Here is an 18789-nt window from a genome sequence, read left to right on the forward strand (position 1 = left end):
CACAGAGGGCGCGCGTCCATCAGGATGCGGGGTTCGGTAAGGGAGCGCGTCCATGTCCCGACACAATATCACCGGTTCGGAAGCGTTTGATCGTCGTCCGTTCGTCTATATCCGCTCGGTATCGAGCGGGGGCTTGCGGCGCAGGCGCGCGCGGCTGGCGCTGGGCTTCGTGCTGGGCGTGATCGTCGCCCTGGCCATCGTCACCGTCGGCCTGCTGATGATCTTCATGCCGCCGCCGGCCTGATATCGGTCGGCCTGACACACGGTCAGGCCAGCCAGACCATCCGCCGGGTTTCGACAGGACCACCCCGCGCGCGGCTGAGCCCGGGCCGGACCTCGCCCGTGTACAGAAAGCCCGCCTTTTCCAGCACCCGGCCGGAGGCCGGATTGTCGATAAAGTGGCCCGCGACCAGCGCCCGCTTGCGCCAGCGGCTGCGCGCCCAGCTGAGCGCACCCTGCAGGGCTTCAGTGGCATAGCCCCGTCCCCAATAGGGCCGGCCGATCCAGTAGCCGGTTTCCGGAACGGGATCGGCGTCGTTGAACAGGCCGATGACGCCGACCGGACCCTGGTCCTCATGCTCGATCATGAAGGTGCTGCCGCTGCGCGGATCCTGGGCCGCGACGTTCGCCAGGAATTCCTCGGCGTGAGCTACCGAATAGGGCGAGGGCATCCGCAGGGTCATGCGGGCGATATCGGGATCATTGGCCAGGGCGACGAGGCGCGGGGCATCCTCGGGACGAGGCGCCCGCAGCGCCAGACGCCGCGTCTCTATGACAGGCAAGGGTTCAATTCCGCACATGGCCGGGCCTCGGTCTTCCTGCCGCCGCCTTTTGAGGGCTCGGGCGGCTCGAGGCGGGGAACGAAAACGGGGAGCCTGGTGATCCAGACTCCCCGCGGAATATTTCCCTTGGTCCGGATCGGCTGCTGGTTGAGCAACACGATCCGGTCAGGCTTCGTGCTACTCGGCGGCGGCGGCGGTGGCTGCCTGGTCGTCGTTGGCCGCAAGAATCGAGACGTAACAGCGGCCACCGGTCTTGGTGGTGAACTTCACCGAGCCCGGGGTAAGGGCGAACAGGGTGTGGTCGCGGCCCATACCGACGTTGTCGCCGGGGTGCCACTTGGTCCCGCGTTGACGAATGATGATGTTGCCGGCCAGCACGCGCTCGCCGCCATATTTCTTCACGCCGAGGCGTTTGGATTCGGAGTCGCGACCGTTACGCGACGAACCACCGGATTTCTTGTGAGCCATAGGTCTGCTCCGTTACTTCCTCGATGCGCTATCGCTCGGCTCGCGGAGCCTCACTGCTTGAGCGCGTGATTGTCATTCTAGCACACCGCCAGGCGGTGCGCCTAAAGCGTTATTCCTTGTCGGCCTTGGGCGCGGCCTTCTTGGCGGGGGCCTTCTTGGCCGGAGCCTTGGCCTCGGCCTTTTCAGCCTTGGGGGCCGCAGCTGCCTTGGCAGGGGCCTTTTTGGCGGGCGCCTTCTTGGCCGGAGCCGCCTTTGCTTCGGTCTTGGGGGCTTCAGCCTTGGCAACCTTGGCGGGCTTGGCTTCGACTTCGGCATCGCGCGAGGCCAGGCCACGGGCGCGCAGGTTCATCTCGGCCTTGGTCATCAGCGAGGTTTCGCCGTCCCATTTGGCCTTTTCGCCGGCACCTTCGATGCCGGTGATGCGCAGCACCGATTCCATCTGGCGATGGCCGCGCGTCCGGCGATAGCCCTGACGACGGATCTTCTTGAAGATCTTGACCTTCTCGCCCTTGCGGGTCTCGATCAGGGTCGCAGCGACAGTAGCGCCGTCGATCAGCGGCGCGCCGACCGTGATGCCCTTGTCGCCGCCCAGCATCAGGACTTCGCCGAAGCTGACGTCCGAACCGGCGTCGCCGTCCAGCTTTTCGACGACCAGCACGTCGCCCGGTTGAACCCGGTATTGCTTACCGCCGGTCTTGATTACCGCGTACATATCGAAAGCCTCAAAGCCTGAACGCATAAAGATTAGCGCCCGCGGAGGACCCCCGCAGGCGAAGAGCGGCGACATATACGGAAGGGCAGCGCCGAGTCAACGGACAAGCGCGCATTGATCCGCGCCCTGCCGGACTTTCCACACCCCCGTGCGGGCGATAAGTCAGGACAGGCGGGCGGACGGGCCCGGTCGCTTCGGGATGTTCATGACACACACCCCCACCCCGACCAGGGACCGCGCACTGGATGCGGCAACTCGGCTGGCCGGACAGATCGCAGAGGCGCTGCAGGCGGACCTGTCGCTGCGGCTCTGGGACGGATCGGTCGTCGGACTCGGCGATCCGGCGCGCGGCGACATCCAGCTGGTTATTGCGGGGCCGCAGACGTTGAGGGCGCTCATCCTGAGGCCCGGGCTTGCGACGCTGTTTCGCCTGTTCGCCTCGGGGGCGCTTGCGGTCGAGGGGGGATCGCCGCTGGAGGCGCTGGACCGGATCGACCACGGGCGGCTGATGCATCTGCGCAAGCGGCTGAACCTGTGGGCGGTGGCGCGGACCGCCCTGCCCCTGCTGCTGGCCTCCGGCGACAGGGAGGCGAACGTGCCGGACTGGCATGATGCGCGCGATGGCGAGGGACAGGGCCATGACCGGCGGCGCGACGCCGACTTCATCCGCTTCCACTATGATGTCGGCAACCAATTCTACGGCCTCTTCCTCGACCCGGCCATGATCTATTCCAGCGCCGTCTTTCCGCATGAGGGGGCGGGTCTGGACGAGGCCCAGCAGCACAAGCTGGACCTGATCTGTCGCAAGCTGAACCTGAGGCCCGGGCAGCGCCTGCTGGACATCGGCTGCGGCTGGGGTGGGCTGGCCTGTCATGCGGCGCGGCATTACGGCGTTGAGGTGCACGGGGTGACCCTGTCCCCGGCCCAGCTGGCATACGGACAGGCCGAGGTGGCGCGGCAGGGTCTGGGCGACCGGGTGACGCTTGAATTGGTCGACTATCGCGATATCGACGTAGAGGGTGTCTATGACGCCGTTTCCCAGGTCGAGATGTTCGAACACCTCGGCTTTCGCAATCACGACGCCCATTTCGCGCGGGTCCACCGGCTGCTGAAACCCGGCGGGCTGTATTTCCATCAGGCGTCTGTCAGACGCGGCCATGGCCCTGCAGACCGGAACGGCGCGCCCCGACCCACGGCGACCACCCGCACCATCACCCGCTTCATCTTCCCCGGCGGAGAGCTGGACACCCTCGGCATGACCACGACCGCCCTGGGTCGGCACGGCTTCGAGGTGCTGGATGTGCAAACCCTCCGCGAGCACTTTGAGCGGACCCTGCGGATCTGGTCGCAGCGGCTCTACGACAAGCGGGAGCGGGCCGCAGAACTGGCCGGGGCGCCCCGAACCCGGCTGTGGCTGGTCTATTTCGCCCTGTTTGCGCGGGGCTTTCAGCGCGGGGCGGTCAATGTGCACCAGACAGTGGCACGGCGGCACCGGGCGGGAGCGTCCGGACTGCCGATGGATCGGGCACATCTTTATGCAGAATCCGCAGCGCCCCTCTCGACCGTTATAAAGTAACACGCTATGGACGTCGCGATGTCGCCGTCCGACCTTCAACCTTCTCTGCTGGTGTCGCTGCTGCTCGGCGGCTTTGTCACCGCATTCCTGCATGCGGCCCTGCCGACCCACTGGTTGCCGTTCGTTCTGGTCGGGCGGGCGCAGCGGTGGAGCCTGGCCAGCACCCTGTGGTCCGTGCTGGCGGCAGGACTGGCCCATATTGCAGTGACCGCCGTCGTCGGAGGCCTGATCGTCGCCGCAGGGCTGGCGCTGGACCAGTGGGTCGCGGGGGTGCTGCCCTATGTATCGGCCGGACTGCTGTTCGTGCTGGGCCTGTTCTATCTGACGCGCGCAACCCTGATGAAGCCGGTGCCGGCCTCGGGCCCCGAGCTGGAGACGCCGGAGGCGACCGTGTCGCAGGCCGCGGCCTTCTGGGGCCTGGTGGCGGTGATGGCGGCTTCGCCTGGAGAGGTGCTGCTGCCGCTCTATCTGTCGTCGGCCGAGGAAGGCCTGATGGTGCTGGCATTGCTGACGGTTGTTCTGGCCGTCGGCACGGTGCTGGGTATGGCGGTGTTCACCACCCTCGCCCGAGCCGGTGCCTCGATCCTGCGGCTGGAGCGCTGGGCGCGCTACGAGGGTGCGATCCTCGGCCTCGCCCTGATCGCGCTCGGGCTTCTCGTCGTCATGCACCAGCACTAGGGTCCGGGGATGGCCCACGACGCGCACGACTCCACCGAAAAACCCCAGCACGAGCACGGCCACAATCACAGGCACGGGCACGGGCACGGGCACGGGCACAGCCATGGTCATGGCCATGACCACGGGCCGGTCGACACCGGCGACTGGCGCTATCTGGTCGGGCTGAGCGTCAATCTGCTGTTCGTCATCATCGAGTTCGGCGCGGGGGTCATCAGCGGCTCGACCGCCCTGATGGCCGACGCGGGGCACAATCTGTCGGATGTGCTGGGGCTGGCGATGGCCGGCGGCGCGGCATGGCTGTCGCGGCGACAGGCGCGCGGCTCGCTGACCTATGGCTATCGCAAGGGGACAGTGCTGGCCGCGCTGGCCAATGCCCTGCTGTTGATCCTGGCCTGTGGCTGGATCGGCTGGGAGGCCGTGCAGCGGTTTCTGGATCCTCAGCCGGTCGCATCCGGCATCATCATGGTCGTGGCCGGCATCGGCTTTGTCATCAACCTGGGCACCGCCCTGCTGTTCCTGAAGGACCAGCACAAGGACCTGAATGTGCGCGGCGCCTATCTGCACATGATGGCGGATGCGGCGGTGTCTATCGGGGTGGTGCTGGCCGGGGCGGTCATCTGGATGACCGGCTGGTCGATGATCGACCCGATCTTCAGCCTGGTGATTGTGGCCGTGATCCTGTGGTCGACCTGGGGATTGCTGAAGGACTCGGTCAATCTGGCGCTGGACGGGGCGCCCGCCGGGATCGCCGTCGATCAGGTGCGCGCCGGTCTGCTGGCGGTGCCGGGCGTGGTGGCCGTGCACGACCTGCACATCTGGGGCCTGTCGACCACAGACGCCGCCCTGACGGCGCATCTGGTGCATGAGCGGGCCGATGCCGCCGCCCTGTTGGCCGAGGTTCAGGCGCTGGCCCGCCACACCTTCCACATCGACCACGTCACCATCCAGCTGGAAACCGAGCCCCTGCACGACTGTCCGCAGTGCTGAGGCCCTTTTCTTTCCGGCCCGGACGCTCCATCTAGCGCCCATGGAAAAGACACCCGTGACTGTGCTGACCGGCTATCTCGGCGCCGGCAAGACCACCCTGCTGAACCGCATCCTGACCGGGGACCACGGCAAGCGCTATGCCGTGATCGTCAATGAGTTCGGCGAGATCGGCATCGACAACGATCTGGTTGTGGGCGCCGACGAAGACGTGTTCGAGATGAACAACGGCTGCGTTTGTTGCACCGTGCGCGGCGATCTGATCCGCGTGGTGCAGGGGCTGATGAAGCGCCAGCGTCCCGGCAAGCCGGCGTTCGACGCCATCATCGTCGAGACCACGGGTCTGGCCGATCCCGGCCCGGTGGCCCAGACCTTCTTCGTCGATGACGATGTGCGCGAAAAGACCGTTCTGGACAGCGTCACCACCCTGGTCGACGCCAAACACGTCATGGCGCGTCTGGATGACTCGAAAGAGGCGCGTGAACAGGTGGCCTTTGCCGACCAGATCATCCTGAACAAGACCGATCTGGTGAGCGCCGACGAGCTGGCGACGGTCGAGGCGCGGCTCCGGGCGCTGAACCCGCTGGCGCCGATCATCCGGGCCGAGCGCGCCGATGTGCCGCTGGACCAGATTCTGAACCGTCACGGGTTTGATCTGGGCCGGATCAATGAGGTGCGGCCCGACTTCCTCAACCCGCCGCACGGCGCCGAAGGTCATGTGCACGACGCGGACTGTGGCCGCGACCACCACGATCATGACCATGCGCACGACCAAGGCCATGATCACCACGACCACGATCATGGCCCCCGGGGGCACGCACACGAGGACGACATCAAGGGCATCGCCCTGTCGCTGGACCGACCGGTGAACGGCCAGGTCTTTACGCAATGGCTGGATCAGCTGCTGGCCAGCCAGGGCCAGAACATCCTGCGCGCCAAGGGCATCATCGATGTGGCGGGCGAGGACCGGCGGCTGGTGTTTCAGGCCGTGCACATGATCCTGGAAGGCGAACTGCAGAAACCGTGGGGTGAGGCCGAGCGCCGCTGGAGCCGCGCGGTCTTCATCGGCCGCGATCTGGACGAGGCCGCCCTGCGCAAGGGCTTTGAGGCCTGCGCGGCATGATCGAACACATCGACCCGGCCCGCGACGCCATCGCCGCCTTCCGCGACCTGCCGGACGACCGGCCGATCATGATGATCAATCTGGTGCGGTTCCGGCCGCAGGCGCTCTATCCGGCCGCCCATCCGATGACCGGCAAGACCATCACGGGGGCCGAGGCCTACAAGCTTTACCGGCGTGAGGCGGCAGCGCCCTTTGCCCGGGCCGGCGGCGAGCAGATCTGGACCGGGACGCCCGAGCTGACCGTGATCGGGCCGCGCGACGAGGCTTGGGACATCGCCTTCATCGCCCGCTATCCGACCGGAGCCGCCTTCCTCGAGATGCTGCGCGATCCGGAGTACCGCGAGGCCGTCGTCCACCGGCAGGCCGCCGTCAGCAACTCCCGCCTGATCCGCTGCGGCGAGGTCGGGGCGTGAGGTGCCTGTCCTTTGATGCCCAGCCGACTGCGGCCCTGTTTGACGCTTCCGGCGCCGTCCTTGCCCTGGGCGACGGGTCGATCCGGTTCGAGGACGGGTCCGTCGTCGAGGCCCACGACGGGGCGGTCTTGTGCGCGGTGCGACATCCGTCGGGTCAGGGCGTCATCACCGGCGGAGACGACGGCAAGCTGGTCTGGTCGCGACCGGACGAGGTCGTCCCGCTGGCCGATACAAAGGGCCGCTGGATTGACTCGGTCGCGGCCTCCCCCGAGAGCGGACTGCTCGCGTACTCGGCGGGCAAGGTGGCGACCGTGCTGGACGCGTCAGACGCCGCCTTCCGGCGCGAGTTCACGCATGAGCGGACCGTCTCGGGGCTGGCCTTCGACCCCAAGGGGCGGCGGCTGGTGGCCTCGACCTATGGCGGGGCGGCGCTGTGGTATGCGCGGATCGCCGACCAGCAACCCGCCCTGCTGAAATGGGCCGGCTCGCACACCGGCGTGGCGGTGTCGCCGGACGGCGCCTTTGTTGTCACCACCATGCAGGACAATCAGTTGCACGGCTGGCGCCTGAAGGATCAGCGGAACCTGCGCATGGGCGGCTATCCGGCCAAGATCCGTTCGGTGGCGTTCCTGTCCGGTGGTAAGCTGCTGGCGACGGCGGGGGCCTCGGGCGTGGTCATGTGGCCGTTCACCGGTTCGGACGGGCCGATGGGCAAGGAAGCCTCCGAGATCGGTTTCGAGGAAGGCGCGCTGGTGGTCCATGTGGCTGCGAGCCTGAAGCACGGCCGGGTGGCTGCCGGGCTGAACGACGGTCGCGTCTGGTGGGCCGATCCCGCCGGTCAGGGGCTGGCCTTCGTCAAGGCCGAGCACGGCGCACCCATCTGTGCCCTGGCGATGAGTGATGACGGCACCCGTCTGGCCTGGGGCGACGAGGACGGTCAGGCCGGGATCGCCGAACTGTAGCCTGCCCCCTGTTGGTGCTCACTGGCTTGCCATGCGCAAGCGGGACTGTTCATGATGGAGTATGGCTGAACCCCCGCATATGCCGGAATTCCCGACCGACAAGCCCAAACGGCGGATCGGCTGTCTGGGCGTGATGCTGGGCGCGCTGGCCCTCGCGATAATACTGCCGGTCGGGTCGGTGGTCACCCATGCGGTGGTGCCGCCGCTGACGACCTTGCTGATGGTCGAGCGGGGATTTGCGGGCCAGCCCGCCGACTATCGCTGGCGCAAGCTGGACGACATTTCACCCCGACTGGTCGAGGCGGTGATCGCCTCGGAAGACGCGCGGTTCTGCAGCCATTCGGGCTTTGACTTCGAGGCTATCGAAAAGGCGCTCAAGGCCAATGAGCGATCCAAACGCAGCGGGCGCGGCGGCATGCGCGGCGGCTCGACGATTTCTCAGCAGACGGCCAAGAACGTCTTCCTGTGGCCCGGTCGGGGCTGGATCCGCAAGGGTCTGGAGGCCGGCTATACGGTGCTGATCGAGGCGACCTGGTCCAAGCGGCGGATCGTCGAAGTCTATCTGAATGTCGCCGAATGGGCCCCGGGCGTTTATGGCGCGGAGGCGGCGGCCCAGCACTGGTTCGGCAAGTCGGCGGCTGATCTGTCGGCGCGCGAGGCCGCGCGTCTGGCGGCGGTGCTGCCGAGTCCGAGGCGCTACAATGCGTCCAGCCCCGGTCCCTATGTACGCGGCCGCGCACGGCGCGTGCAGGCCGCCATGGGCACGGTACGCAATGACGGACTGGCGAGTTGCGTGCTGGGCTGAGCCGGACTTGACGGACGCGGTCCGGAGGCGTCGGATGCGCGCCACGGAACGAGCCGGACTGCACAAGGCGGAGGAACACCATGAAACGCACCCTGACAATTACCGTAGCCGTGGGAGCCCTGGTGGCGGGCGCCGCCGGCTGCGCCGCCCTGTCGAACGGCATGTCCGGCAATGACGGCGCCGCGCCGCAGGTCGCCAATTCGCCCGTTCGACCCGGTGCACCGGCCCCGGCCCTGACCGAGGCTAATCTGACGGGTCAGGCGCCGACTGCGGCCGAGGCCGCCGCCTTTGTCGCCGATGCCGAACGTCAGCTGGCCGAGGCCAGCGAATATGCCGGGCGCGTGGCCTGGGTGCGCGCCACCAACATCACCTATGACACCATGTGGCTCGAGGCCAAGGCCAATGCCGAGTACACCGAACTGTCAGTGAAGCTGGCCAATGAGGCCGCCCGGTTCAATGACGTCGAGGTGCCGTTCGACGTGCGTCGCAAGCTGAACATCCTGACCCAGGGCATTGTCCTGCCCGCGCCGAACAAGCCGGGGTCTGCGACCGAACTAGCCGAGATCACCACCCGGCTGGACTCGACCTATGCGACCGGCAAGTTCGAATACAAGGGCGAGATGATCACCCTGGACGAGGCCAGCCAGATTCTGGCCGCAAGCCGTGATCCGGCCGAGACCAAGGCCCTCTACGAAGGCTGGCGCACCATTTCGCCGGTGATGGCCGACGACTATACCCGCATGGTCGACATCGCCAATGAGGGCGCGCGCGAGCTGGGCTTTGACGATGTCGGGGCCATGTGGCGCTCGGGCTATGACATGGAGCCCGACGCCTTCGCCGCCGAGACCGACCGGCTGTGGTCGCAGGTCCAGCCCTTCTACGAGAACCTGCACTGCTATGTGCGGACGCGGCTGTTCGAGACCTATGGCGCCGATGTCCAGCCGGACAGTGGGCCGATCCGCGCCGACTTGCTGGGCAATATGTGGTCGCAGCAGTGGGGCAATATCTATGATGTGGTGGCGCCCAAGACCGGCGGCACATCCAGCTACGATATGACCGAGCTGCTGGTCGAGGCGGACTATGATGCCGAGAAGATGGTCCGCACGGGCGAAGGCTTCTATACCTCGCTGGGGCTGGCGCCGCTGCCGGACACCTTCTGGCAGCGCAGCCAGATCACCCGGCCCGAGGGCCGCGAGGTCGTATGCCACGCCTCGGCCTGGGACCTCGACAACCACGAGGACGTGCGCATCAAGATGTGCACCCAGGTGAATGCCGACGACTTTTACACCGTGCACCACGAGCTGGGGCACAATGTCTATCAGCGCGCCTACAAGGATCAGCCTTTCCTGTTCAAGAATGGCGCGAACGACGGCTTCCACGAGGCGATCGGAGATTTCGTCGGACTGTCGGCGCTGACGCCCACCTATCTGAACCAGATCGGCCTGCTGGACGAGGTCCCGGGCGCCGACGAGGACATCCCCTTCCTGCTGAAGATGGCGCTGGACAAGATCGCCTTCCTGCCGTTCGGCCTGATGGTCGACCGCTGGCGCTGGGACGTGTTCTCGGGCGAGACCTCGCCGGACGAATACAACGACGCCTGGTCGGCCAATATGCTGAAATATCAGGGCCTGGTGCCGCCGGGCGACCGTCCGGACAATGCCTTTGACCCCGGCGCGAAATATCACATCCCGGGGAACACGCCCTACACCCGCTACTTCCTGGCGCACATCTACCAGTTCCAGTTCCACCGGGCGGCATGCGAGCAGATCGGCTGGACCGGACCGCTGCACCGCTGTTCGATCTACGGTAATGAGGCGGTCGGCGAGCGCTTCAACGCCATGATGGAGATGGGCCAGTCCCGCCCCTGGCCCGAGGCCATGTATGCCTTTACCGGCCAGCGGACCGGCGACGCCTCGGCGATTGCGGACTATTTCGCGCCGCTGAACACCTGGCTGACCGAGCAGAATGAGGGCAAGGACTGCGGCTGGTGACCGGCCGCCGTTAACCGGCGTCCTCGACCTTCCCTTAACCGTCCCCGGTGCATGATCCCCGGATGTGCGGGCCCGTGCCCGCGCCACGGAGCAAGCGGTCGGGATTATGGGCATTCGTCTCTGGACGGAAAGACTGAAGGCGTTCTTCGAGGACCGGCGCGGCAATGTCGCGCTGATCTTCGGCCTCAGCCTGCCGGTCATGGTGCTGATGACGGTCGGCGGGGTGGACATCCACAGGGCCTCGACCGTGCGGGTCAATCTGCAGGATGCGCTGGACGCCTCGGCGCTGGCGGCCGCGCGCTCGCCCTATACGGACCCGGCAGACATCCAGCGCGTCGGCATGGATGCGCTGCGGGCCAATCTGACCAACTATCCGAACATCATCCTGCGCGAGGACAAGACGACCTTCGTCCTGACCGAAGATCAGGTGGTGGTGGCCGACGGATCGGTCGATGTGAAGGCGCTGGTCGCCAACATCTTCCTGCCGCCCTACGGCCAGTTCATGGACGACTATCTGCCGGTCGCGGCCCATTCCGAGGTCAACCGCTCGTCCAAGAACCTGGAAGTGTCGCTGGTGCTGGATATCACCGGCTCGATGGGCGGAAGCCGGATCGTCGACCTCAAGGTAGCGGCCAAGGAACTGGTGACCATGATCGTCCAGGACCTCCAGACGCCCTACTACTCCAAGGTTGCCCTGGTGCCGTATTCGATGGGCGTCAATCTGGCCGGCTGGGTGAACACCGCCCGCGGCACCCCCGAGACCTATCTCGGCATCAGCAACGCCGAGTGGTACGAGGGCCAGATCCGCGACATCAGGAGTATCAGCCGCGCCAGTCCCGGCGTGGTCACATCGAACGGTCACGGCCTTTCGACCGGCGACTATGTCTGGATCGACGATGTCGACGGCATGCACCAGATCAACGACCGGGCCTACCGGGTCGTGCGGATCAACAACAACCGCTTCTCGCTGGAGTATTGGAACGGGTCCGGCTGGAGCACCCTGCGCACCCGATCGTCGGATGGCTTCAGCAGTTACGATGACGGCGGCCGGGTACGGAAGTGCCTGCAGTGGAACTGCTCGGTCGTCATTTCGACGACGGGCAACCACCGCCTCAGCGACGGCGATACCGTCTATATCGACAACGTCGGCGGCATGAGCCAGATCAATGATAAGGGCTACGAGATCGAGGTCGTCAATCCGGCCAAATATGCGATCGGCGTGCCCGGCGCGAACTGGAGCACCTATTCGCACGGCGGCCGGTCATGGTGTGGCCAGTACGGCTGCCAGTGGCGGGTGTTCCGCAATCCCTACGGCCAGTTGACGTGGTTCGAGGCCTCATCGTGTGTAGCCGAGCGCACAGGCTCACAGGCCTATACCGACGCCGTCACGAATGCCGCAGCCCGGGCGCAGTTCAACTATTCCGGAACATCGGGCAACCGGTGCCCGTCCGATGTCATTGTTCCGCTGTCCAGCGACCGTGAGGGACTGAAGGCCGCCATCGACGATTTCGCCGTGGCGGGATCGACGGCCGCCCAGATCGGGACGGCGTGGGGCTGGTATACGGTCTCGCCGAACTTCAATGGACTGTGGCCGTCCAGCGCGGCCGGCGCCTATGGCGACCCCGATCTGCTGAAAGCCGTGATCATCATGACCGACGGCGAGTTCAACACCCCCTATTGCTCCGGCGTCATCGCCCGCGACGCCGGCTCAGGCTCGGGCTCCTATGGCGACAAGATCGACTGCGACGCGACCAACGGCGACCCCTACGACCAAACGATTGCCCTTTGCACGGCCATGAAGGCCCAGGGCGTGATCGTGTACACGGTGGGCTTTCAGCTGAATGCGAACGGGCGCGGGGCCCAGGTCATGAACGCCTGCGCCAGCTCGGGAGAAGCCTTCCTTCCGGCCAGCGGGGCCGACCTGTCCGAAGCCTTCAAGGCTATCGGCCGCGACATCACCCGGTTGAGAATCTCGAAGTAGAGGCGCTATCGCTCGCCGCGCGGCGGCTCGCTGCCTGAGCGCAGAGTCTTCGCGCTACCGCTCGCCGCACGGCGGCTCGCTGCCTGAGCGCGAGCTCAGATCAGCCGGATTTCCTTCAGGCGTTCGGTGAGGAAATCCTCGGCCATGATGGCCTTGCCTTCATAGCGGTCCGGGTTGTCGGGCGTGATGGTCGACGGCAGGGTCTCGATCACGAAATCCGGGTTGAAATGCAGGAAGAAGGGCATGGAATAGCGGGCGAACCGGCTGCGCTCGGGTGACGGATTGATCACGCGGTGGCTGGTCGACGGCAGGACGTGGTTGGTCAGCCGCTGCAGCATGTCGCCGATATTGACGACCAGGGCGCCCGGCGGCGGGGCGATGTCCAGCCAGCTGCCGTCCTTTTCCTTGAGCTGCAGGCCCGCTTCTTCGGCACCCAGCAGCAGGGTGATGACATTGATGTCTTCATGCGCGCCGGCGCGCACACCCGCGGGCTCTCCGGTCACGGGCGGATAGTGCAACAGGCGCAGCACGCTGTTGCCCAACTGGACCTTGTCCTCGAAATAGTCGTCGCCGAGGCCGAGGTGCCGGGCGATGGCGCGCAGGATGCGGGCGCCGAGCGCATCCATGGCCTCGAACAGCCCATACAGATGGTCTCGGAAGCCCTCGACTTCGGTCGGCCACAGATTGTCGCGCATGTACTGGCGATAAGGGTGGCCCTCGGGCAGTTCACGGCCGACGTGCCAGAACTCCTTGAGATCGACCGCTGCCGCACCCTTGGCCGCCTCGACGCCGAACGGGGTCAGGCCACGGGCGCCGCCCGTACCCGGCAGGTGATAGGCACGCTTGACGTCCTCCGGCAGGGCGAAGAACGACTTGGCATCGTTGAGGGCGCCGTCGATCACGGCCTGCTCCAGCCCGTGGTCGGCGATCACGGCAAAGCCATAGCGCTCGAACGACCCGCCGAGGGCGTCGGCGAAGGCCTGGAAATCGCGGTCGTATAGCGACATCGACACGGGCGTAATGCCGCGCGCCGAGAGGTCGGTCGAGGAGGACGAGGGGGCAGGTTCGGCGGTCACGGCATCATCCGGTCAGGCAAATGGATCAGGAACAGGCTGATACGCCCTGACAGCCGTGGATGGCAAACCGATGGCGGCGCCGTTCACGTGCGATACAGATTGGAACCTTCACCGTAAGGCTCGCGTTACCCCGATCACCAAGACATCAACAGGACGACCATCATGCGCACCAAGATCATCATGACCAGTGCCGCCATCGCCACCCTCATCGGGGCTTCGGCCTGCACCACCACCGACCCCTACCGGTCGAATGGACCGCGCAACAACACCGCAACTGGCGCCATCGCCGGCGCCGTCGGCGGGGCCCTTCTGGGCTATCTGACCAACACCTCGGACGGTGAACAGGGCCGCAAGAACGCCCTGATCGGCGCCGGGGTTGGCGCACTCGCCGGCGCGGCTGTCGGCCAGTACATGGACCGCCAGCAACGCGCCATGGAAGAGCAACTGTCCGGCACAGGCGTCGGCGTTGTTCGCCAGGGCGACAATCTCGTGCTGCGCATGCCGTCGGATGTGACCTTCGGCTCTAACCAGGCCAGCCTGCAGCCCAGCTTCTACGCCGTGCTGGATGATGTGGCCGCCGTGCTGCAACAGTACGACCGCTCGGTGATCGACGTCATCGGCCACGCCGACTCTGACGGGGCCGCCGACTACAACCTCGACCTGTCGCGTCGCCGCGCCTCGACTGTAGCCGGCTACCTGGTGGACCGCGGCATCATGCCCGAGCGCTTCTATGTCGACGGCCGTGGCGAAAGCGCCCCGATCGCCTCGAACGACACGGCCGCCGGCAAGGCCCAGAATCGTCGCGTGGAAATCCTGATCCGCCCCTTCGAGGGCTGATCCCACCCGATTACTGAGACAGAAAAGGCGGGTCCCGCACCGGGATCCGCCTTTTTTATCGACTCGCGTTCGCCAAGGGGTTGCGATTCCTGCCCGGCCTGTGCTTTGGCTGGGGCAGGGTTAACCGGGGGTGGCCGTGGATCCGGACAATCGGGAATGGCTGGAAGGCGCAAGGCTGATCTCGATCGGCGTGGTCGCCGCCGTCGTATCGGCCGGTCTGGTCATCGGCTTCGGGCGGGCCGTCATCACCGATGAAGCCGATCGCCCGGTGGCCCGCGCCGAAATCCTGATCTCCGCCTCGACCCGCTGACGGATCCCGTCAACCCCGGACTTGATCAGGCCCGGCCGATCGACGTGTAGCGGAAGCCTTTGGCGCGCATGTCCTCGGGCCGATAGATGTTGCGCAGGTCGACGATCACCGGCTGGCGCACCAGCGACTTGAGGCGGTCCAGATCCAGCGCGCGGAACGGGTCCCATTCGGTGACGATCACCACGACATCGGCGTCCTTGACGGCGTCATAGGGCCCGTCGCGGAAATCGACGCCGTCCAGCAGGGCCCTGGCCTCATGCATGCCCTCGGGGTCGAAGGCCTGCACCCTGGCCCCCGCCGCGATCAGCGCCGGCACAAGGTCCAGCGCCGGGGAATCGCGCATGTCGTCGGTATTGGGCTTGAACGTCAGGCCCAGCACGGCAACCGTCTTGCCGTTGAGGTCGCCGTCAGCGGCAGCCGAGACGCGTTTGGTCATGGCCTTCTTGCGGGCATCGTTGACCTCAACCGTGGTCTCGACCAGCCGAACGGGGCTGCCCGCATCAACGGCCGTCCGCACCAGCGCGAGCGTGTCTTTCGGAAAGCACGATCCGCCATAGCCCGGCCCGGCGTGCAGGAATTTCGAGCCGATACGGTTGTCCAGACCGATGCCGCGCGCGACCTGCTGAACATCGGCGCCGACCGCCTCGCACAAATCGGCCATCTCGTTGATGAAGGTGATCTTCATGGCGAGGAAGGCATTGGCCGCATACTTGATCAGTTCCGACGTGCGACGGCCCACGAACAGCAGCGGCGACTCATTCAGGTTCAGCGGGCGGTAAAGCTCGTTCATCACCGCTACGGCGCGCTCATCGTCCGTGCCGACCACCACGCGATCCGGGCGTTTGAAGTCACCGATGGCCGCCCCCTCGCGCAAGAATTCGGGGTTGGAGACCACGGCGAACTCGGCATCGGGCCGGCGTTCGCGGATAATCCTCTCGATCTCGTCACCGGTGCCGACCGGCACGGTCGATTTGGTGACCACCACCGTGAAGCCGTCGATCAGATCGGCGATCTCCTTGGCGGCCTCATAGACATAGGTCAGGTCGGCGTGGCCGTCGCCGCGACGAGAGGGCGTGCCCACGGCAATGAAGACCGCGTCGGCCTGACGGATGGCCTCGGCGCCATCAATGGCGAAGAACAGGCGGCCTTCCTCGACATTCTTGGCGACCAGGGTCTCCAGTCCGGGCTCATAGATGGGCATGACGCCCTGCTCCAGCCGCTCGATCTTGGAGGCGTCCTTGTCGACGCAGGTCACCACATGGCCGAAGTCGGCAAAGCAGGCTCCGGACACCAGGCCCACATATCCCGTACCGATCATTGCCACGCGCATGCCGTATCCCTTCCGGTGTTTCGCGAACTGTCGCCGCCCCGATAGCCCGCCGGGGTCGGCTTGAACAGGGCGTCCGTGCACGCAGGGCTTGTTTCACCGATGCGTGTCTGCATCGTGACAATCATGATCGACTGACGGCTCAGGGACTGACCCGTCAGAACGTCAGCCAGTTGGCGATATGAGAGCCCCACAGGCCCGCGGCGAGGATCAGGAGAAACAGCCACGAAGCCGGGAAGCGCCACGGCTTGATGCCGCCCTTGAGTGCCACCCATATGCACAGCGGCGAGAAGACTGCAGCCATCACCATGAGCATCACGGCGACATCGAACACCTCTGGATGCAGCGCCGCGACCGCGAACCCACCCGCCATGAACAACAGGATCACCGTCGCCATGTGCCATGTGAAATAGTTCAGCCAGCGGCTGGCCCGATCAAAGGTCCTGGCCTCCAGAAGCGGACGGGCGGCATAGCGGCCGCCGATGAAGGTGTGCACGCCGAAGGCGACGAGGGACAGGACCGCCGCCGTCGCAAAGCCGAGGTTGACCCCCTGCTGCCCTGCGACGATCAGCGGTCCGTGGTCCATCAGGCGGCGGCCTTCTCCGGGGCGAACTTGCCGTAGAAGGTCTCGCCCTTGGCGGCCATGTCGCGCAGCAGCTGCGGCGGGCTGAAGCGGTCGCCGTATTTGGCGGCATAGGCATCGGCCTGTTCGACGAAGGCCTTCAGGCCGTACTGGTCGATGTAGGTGATCGGACCGCCGGTCCAGGGTGCGAAGCCCCAGGCCAGGATGGCGCCGACGTCGGCCTCGCGCGGGTCGTCGATGACGCCCTCTTCCCAGCAGCGGGCGACTTCGACCGCCTGACGGAACAGCAGGCGGCGCTTCTGGTCCTCGACCATTTCGGGCGTGGAGTCATCGACCTTGACCGGGGCCAGATCGGCCAGACCCGACCAGATCACCTTGGGCTTCTGGTCATAGTCATAGAAGCCCTTGCCGTTCTTGCGGCCATAGCGGCCCAGATCCTCGACCATCTTGCGGACGATCTCGGAGCCCGGCAGCGGCTGATAGGCGTCGCCCAGATCCTCAGCGGTCTGTTTGGCGATCTTGACCGACAGGTCGAGCGCCACGTCGTCGTGCATTTCCAGCGGGCCACGCGGCATGCCGGTCATGCGACCGATGTTGTCGATCAGGATCGGCGAGATGCCCTCTTCCAGCATGGCCATGCCCTCGGCGACATAGGTGCCGAAGCAGCGCGAGGTGTAGAAGCCACGGCCATCGTTGACGACGATCGGGGTCTTCCTGATCTTCATCACATAGTCGAGCGATTTGGCGATGGCCGCCTTGCCCGTCTTTTCGCCGAGGATGATCTCGACCAGCATCATCTTGTCGACCGGCGAGAAGAAGTGGATGCCGATGAAGTCCTCGGGGCGCACCGACGCTTCGGCCAGACCGGTGATCGGCAAGGTCGAGGTGTTGGAGCCGAAGATAGCACCCGGCTCCAGCTGGGCCTCGGCGCGCTTGGTCACGTCCGCCTTGATCTCGCGGTTCTCGAACACGGCCTCGATGACCAGATCGGAGCCCTTGATGTGATCATAGTCGGTCGTGGCCGTGACCGACGCCAGCAGGGCGTCGAATTTGTCCTGGGTCAGCTGGCCGCGCGACAGGCGCTTTTTCAGAAGCTCCTCGACGTGGGCCTTGCCCTTGTCGGCGGCGTCCTGGTCGCGGTCGATCAGGATGGTCTCGATCCCGGCCATGGCGTTCACATAGGCGATGCCGGCGCCCATCATGCCGGCGCCCAGGACCGTGACCTTCTTGGGGTCCGACTTCGGCACATCGGCGGGACGCAGCGCGCCCTTGTCCAGTTCCTGTTTCGACAGGAACAGGCTGCGGATCATACCTTGGGCCTGGGGGGTCATCAGGGTCTTGATGAAGTAGCGGGTCTCGACCCGCAGGGCGGCGTCCATGGGCAGCTGCACACCCTCATAGACGGCCTTCATCAGGTTCATGGCGGCGGGATAGTTGCCGTAGGTCTGCTTCTTCAGCATGGCATTGCCGACCAGGAAGTTCTGGATACCCGCCGGATGATAGGGGCCGCCGCCCGGCAGTTTGAAGCCCTTGTCGTCCCACGGCTGGGTGGCCTTGCCGCCGCCCTTGACCCAGGCCCTGGCGGCCTCGACCTCGTTGCCGACCGGCACGACCTCATGCACCATGCCGGCGCCCTTGGCGTCATTCGGGCGGAAGGACTTGCCCTCGGTCATGGCCATCATCGCCGCCTGCACGCCGATCAGGCGCGTCAGGCGCTGGGTGCCGCCACCGCCGGGGAACAGCCCGACCTTGATCTCGGGCAGGCCCAGCTGGATCTTCGGGCTGTCGCCGACCACGCGGTAGTGACAGGCCAGCGTCAGTTCCAGACCGCCGCCCAGCGCCAGACCGTTGATGGCCGCCGCCACCGGCTTGCCGCAGGTCTCAAGCGCGCGCAGGGCGCCGTTCAGACGCCAGCCGGCATCAAACGCATCCCGCAGCGAGCCGCCGGTCAGCATGCCCGCAGCCATGTCGCCGAGGTCCGCGCCGGCGCAGAAGCCCGAGCTCTTGCCCGAGGTCAGGACCGCGCCCTTGATGGCGTCGTCGGTCTTGACCCGTTCGACCCACTCGGGGATTTCCTGCATGACCTTGCCGGTCAGGGTGTTCATCGACCTCCCGGGGACGTCGAAGGTGATCAGGGCGATGCCGTCGGCATCAACGTCGATCTTGAAGTTTTCCATGGTC

The 18789-nt window shown here is 66.1% G+C and carries 19 protein-coding genes; 12 read left to right on the forward strand and 7 right to left on the reverse strand.

Going from position 1 to position 18789, the window contains the following annotated elements; genetic code table 11:
- The first annotated feature begins 52 nt into the window (after nt 1-52).
- The gene (locus tag B4K74_RS02440; RefSeq protein ID WP_123288230.1) at nt 53-244 is read left to right on the forward strand and encodes a hypothetical protein; all 192 of its coding nucleotides are present in this window, start codon (nt 53-55) and stop codon (nt 242-244) included.
- 22 nt (nt 245-266) lie between these two features.
- Here B4K74_RS02440 and B4K74_RS02445 read toward each other — a convergent pair whose 3' ends face one another.
- The 3 genes from B4K74_RS02445 to rplU all read right to left on the reverse strand — a co-directional run bounded on the left by B4K74_RS02445 (nt 267) and on the right by rplU (nt 1962).
- Entirely contained in the window at nt 267-800 is a 534-nt protein-coding gene (locus tag B4K74_RS02445; RefSeq protein WP_123288231.1) for a GNAT family N-acetyltransferase, read from the reverse strand.
- Between the two features lie 159 nt (nt 801-959).
- On the reverse strand, nt 960-1250 hold the full coding sequence (rpmA, locus tag B4K74_RS02450; RefSeq protein ID WP_286691609.1) for a 50S ribosomal protein L27: 291 nt from the start codon (nt 1248-1250) through the stop codon (nt 960-962).
- 109 nt (nt 1251-1359) lie between these two features.
- Nucleotides 1360-1962 carry a 50S ribosomal protein L21 gene (gene rplU, locus B4K74_RS02455; RefSeq protein ID WP_123288233.1) on the reverse strand — a complete coding sequence of 201 codons (603 nt, stop codon included), beginning with the start codon at nt 1960-1962 and terminating at the stop codon, nt 1360-1362.
- A 205-nt stretch (nt 1963-2167) separates the two neighbouring features.
- Between rplU and B4K74_RS02460 the strand changes: the two genes are divergently transcribed.
- The 9 genes from B4K74_RS02460 to B4K74_RS02500 all read left to right on the forward strand — a co-directional run bounded on the left by B4K74_RS02460 (nt 2168) and on the right by B4K74_RS02500 (nt 12475).
- Nucleotides 2168-3538 carry an SAM-dependent methyltransferase gene (locus tag B4K74_RS02460; RefSeq protein ID WP_286691610.1) on the forward strand — a complete coding sequence of 457 codons (1371 nt, stop codon included), beginning with the start codon at nt 2168-2170 and terminating at the stop codon, nt 3536-3538.
- 18 nt (nt 3539-3556) lie between these two features.
- Entirely contained in the window at nt 3557-4216 is a 660-nt protein-coding gene (locus B4K74_RS02465; protein WP_286691611.1) for a hypothetical protein, read from the forward strand.
- Between the two features lie 9 nt (nt 4217-4225).
- The gene (locus B4K74_RS02470; RefSeq protein WP_286691612.1) at nt 4226-5203 is read left to right on the forward strand and encodes a cation diffusion facilitator family transporter; all 978 of its coding nucleotides are present in this window, start codon (nt 4226-4228) and stop codon (nt 5201-5203) included.
- A 40-nt stretch (nt 5204-5243) separates the two neighbouring features.
- Nucleotides 5244-6323, forward strand: coding sequence for a CobW family GTP-binding protein (locus B4K74_RS02475; RefSeq protein ID WP_286691613.1), 1080 nt, complete (start codon nt 5244-5246; stop codon nt 6321-6323).
- Nucleotides 6320-6736: a DUF1330 domain-containing protein gene (locus tag B4K74_RS02480; RefSeq protein WP_286691614.1), complete on the forward strand. Its 417-nt coding sequence runs from the start codon at nt 6320-6322 to the stop codon at nt 6734-6736. Before B4K74_RS02475 ends, B4K74_RS02480 begins: the two co-directional genes overlap by 4 nt.
- On the forward strand, nt 6733-7698 hold the full coding sequence (locus B4K74_RS02485; protein ID WP_286691615.1) for a WD40 repeat domain-containing protein: 966 nt from the start codon (nt 6733-6735) through the stop codon (nt 7696-7698). Before B4K74_RS02480 ends, B4K74_RS02485 begins: the two co-directional genes overlap by 4 nt.
- A 133-nt stretch (nt 7699-7831) precedes the next feature.
- Nucleotides 7832-8503 carry a monofunctional biosynthetic peptidoglycan transglycosylase gene (gene mtgA, locus B4K74_RS02490; protein WP_375782303.1) on the forward strand — a complete coding sequence of 224 codons (672 nt, stop codon included), beginning with the start codon at nt 7832-7834 and terminating at the stop codon, nt 8501-8503.
- Between the two features lie 80 nt (nt 8504-8583).
- Nucleotides 8584-10494, forward strand: coding sequence for a M2 family metallopeptidase (locus B4K74_RS02495; RefSeq protein WP_286691616.1), 1911 nt, complete (start codon nt 8584-8586; stop codon nt 10492-10494).
- A 106-nt stretch (nt 10495-10600) separates the two neighbouring features.
- Nucleotides 10601-12475 (forward strand): TadE/TadG family type IV pilus assembly protein, encoded by a 1875-nt coding sequence (locus B4K74_RS02500; protein ID WP_286691617.1) that lies wholly within the window; start codon nt 10601-10603, stop codon nt 12473-12475.
- A 95-nt stretch (nt 12476-12570) separates the two neighbouring features.
- Here B4K74_RS02500 and B4K74_RS02505 read toward each other — a convergent pair whose 3' ends face one another.
- Nucleotides 12571-13482, reverse strand: coding sequence for an isopenicillin N synthase family dioxygenase (locus B4K74_RS02505; RefSeq protein WP_286691642.1), 912 nt, complete (start codon nt 13480-13482; stop codon nt 12571-12573).
- Between the two features lie 231 nt (nt 13483-13713).
- Between B4K74_RS02505 and B4K74_RS02510 the strand changes: the two genes are divergently transcribed.
- Together B4K74_RS02510 and B4K74_RS02515 are read left to right on the forward strand one after the other, a co-directional pair.
- On the forward strand, nt 13714-14388 hold the full coding sequence (locus tag B4K74_RS02510; RefSeq protein WP_123288241.1) for an OmpA family protein: 675 nt from the start codon (nt 13714-13716) through the stop codon (nt 14386-14388).
- A gap of 136 nt (nt 14389-14524) precedes the next feature.
- Complete coding sequence (locus B4K74_RS02515) at nt 14525-14698, forward strand: hypothetical protein (protein ID WP_164462017.1); 174 nt, start codon at nt 14525-14527, stop codon at nt 14696-14698.
- Between the two features lie 25 nt (nt 14699-14723).
- Here B4K74_RS02515 and B4K74_RS02520 read toward each other — a convergent pair whose 3' ends face one another.
- The 3 genes from B4K74_RS02520 to B4K74_RS02530 form a co-directional block, all read right to left on the reverse strand.
- On the reverse strand, nt 14724-16028 hold the full coding sequence (locus B4K74_RS02520) for a UDP-glucose dehydrogenase family protein (RefSeq protein WP_286691618.1): 1305 nt from the start codon (nt 16026-16028) through the stop codon (nt 14724-14726).
- A 154-nt stretch (nt 16029-16182) separates the two neighbouring features.
- Nucleotides 16183-16611 carry a hypothetical protein gene (locus tag B4K74_RS02525; RefSeq protein WP_286691619.1) on the reverse strand — a complete coding sequence of 143 codons (429 nt, stop codon included), beginning with the start codon at nt 16609-16611 and terminating at the stop codon, nt 16183-16185.
- Complete coding sequence (locus tag B4K74_RS02530) at nt 16611-18785, reverse strand: 3-hydroxyacyl-CoA dehydrogenase NAD-binding domain-containing protein (RefSeq protein WP_286691620.1); 2175 nt, start codon at nt 18783-18785, stop codon at nt 16611-16613. Before B4K74_RS02530 ends, B4K74_RS02525 begins: the two co-directional genes overlap by 1 nt.
- Nucleotides 18786-18789 lie beyond the last annotated feature (4 nt).

This window comes from Brevundimonas sp. UBA2503, assembly GCF_002341485.1.
Classification (GTDB): domain Bacteria; phylum Pseudomonadota; class Alphaproteobacteria; order Caulobacterales; family Caulobacteraceae; genus Brevundimonas; species Brevundimonas halotolerans.

Excerpts from the sequence above, each read along its gene's own strand:
- B4K74_RS02440 (WP_123288230.1), top strand. The coding sequence starts at position 53 with ATGTCCCGACACAATATCACCGGTTCGGAAGCGTTTGATCGTCGTCCG.
- B4K74_RS02445 (WP_123288231.1), bottom strand. The coding sequence starts at position 800 with ATGTGCGGAATTGAACCCTTGCCTGTCATAGAGACGCGGCGTCTGGCG.
- rpmA (WP_286691609.1), bottom strand. The coding sequence starts at position 1,250 with ATGGCTCACAAGAAATCCGGTGGTTCGTCGCGTAACGGTCGCGACTCC.
- rplU (WP_123288233.1), bottom strand. The coding sequence starts at position 1,962 with ATGTACGCGGTAATCAAGACCGGCGGTAAGCAATACCGGGTTCAACCG.
- B4K74_RS02460 (WP_286691610.1), top strand. The coding sequence starts at position 2,168 with ATGACACACACCCCCACCCCGACCAGGGACCGCGCACTGGATGCGGCA.
- B4K74_RS02465 (WP_286691611.1), top strand. The coding sequence starts at position 3,557 with ATGTCGCCGTCCGACCTTCAACCTTCTCTGCTGGTGTCGCTGCTGCTC.
- B4K74_RS02470 (WP_286691612.1), top strand. The coding sequence starts at position 4,226 with ATGGCCCACGACGCGCACGACTCCACCGAAAAACCCCAGCACGAGCAC.
- B4K74_RS02475 (WP_286691613.1), top strand. The coding sequence starts at position 5,244 with ATGGAAAAGACACCCGTGACTGTGCTGACCGGCTATCTCGGCGCCGGC.
- B4K74_RS02480 (WP_286691614.1), top strand. The coding sequence starts at position 6,320 with ATGATCGAACACATCGACCCGGCCCGCGACGCCATCGCCGCCTTCCGC.
- mtgA (WP_375782303.1), top strand. The coding sequence starts at position 7,832 with ATGCTGGGCGCGCTGGCCCTCGCGATAATACTGCCGGTCGGGTCGGTG.
- B4K74_RS02495 (WP_286691616.1), top strand. The coding sequence starts at position 8,584 with ATGAAACGCACCCTGACAATTACCGTAGCCGTGGGAGCCCTGGTGGCG.
- B4K74_RS02500 (WP_286691617.1), top strand. The coding sequence starts at position 10,601 with ATGGGCATTCGTCTCTGGACGGAAAGACTGAAGGCGTTCTTCGAGGAC.
- B4K74_RS02505 (WP_286691642.1), bottom strand. The coding sequence starts at position 13,482 with ATGTCGCTATACGACCGCGATTTCCAGGCCTTCGCCGACGCCCTCGGC.
- B4K74_RS02510 (WP_123288241.1), top strand. The coding sequence starts at position 13,714 with ATGCGCACCAAGATCATCATGACCAGTGCCGCCATCGCCACCCTCATC.
- B4K74_RS02520 (WP_286691618.1), bottom strand. The coding sequence starts at position 16,028 with ATGCGCGTGGCAATGATCGGTACGGGATATGTGGGCCTGGTGTCCGGA.
- B4K74_RS02525 (WP_286691619.1), bottom strand. The coding sequence starts at position 16,611 with ATGGACCACGGACCGCTGATCGTCGCAGGGCAGCAGGGGGTCAACCTC.
- B4K74_RS02530 (WP_286691620.1), bottom strand. The coding sequence starts at position 18,785 with ATGGAAAACTTCAAGATCGACGTTGATGCCGACGGCATCGCCCTGATC.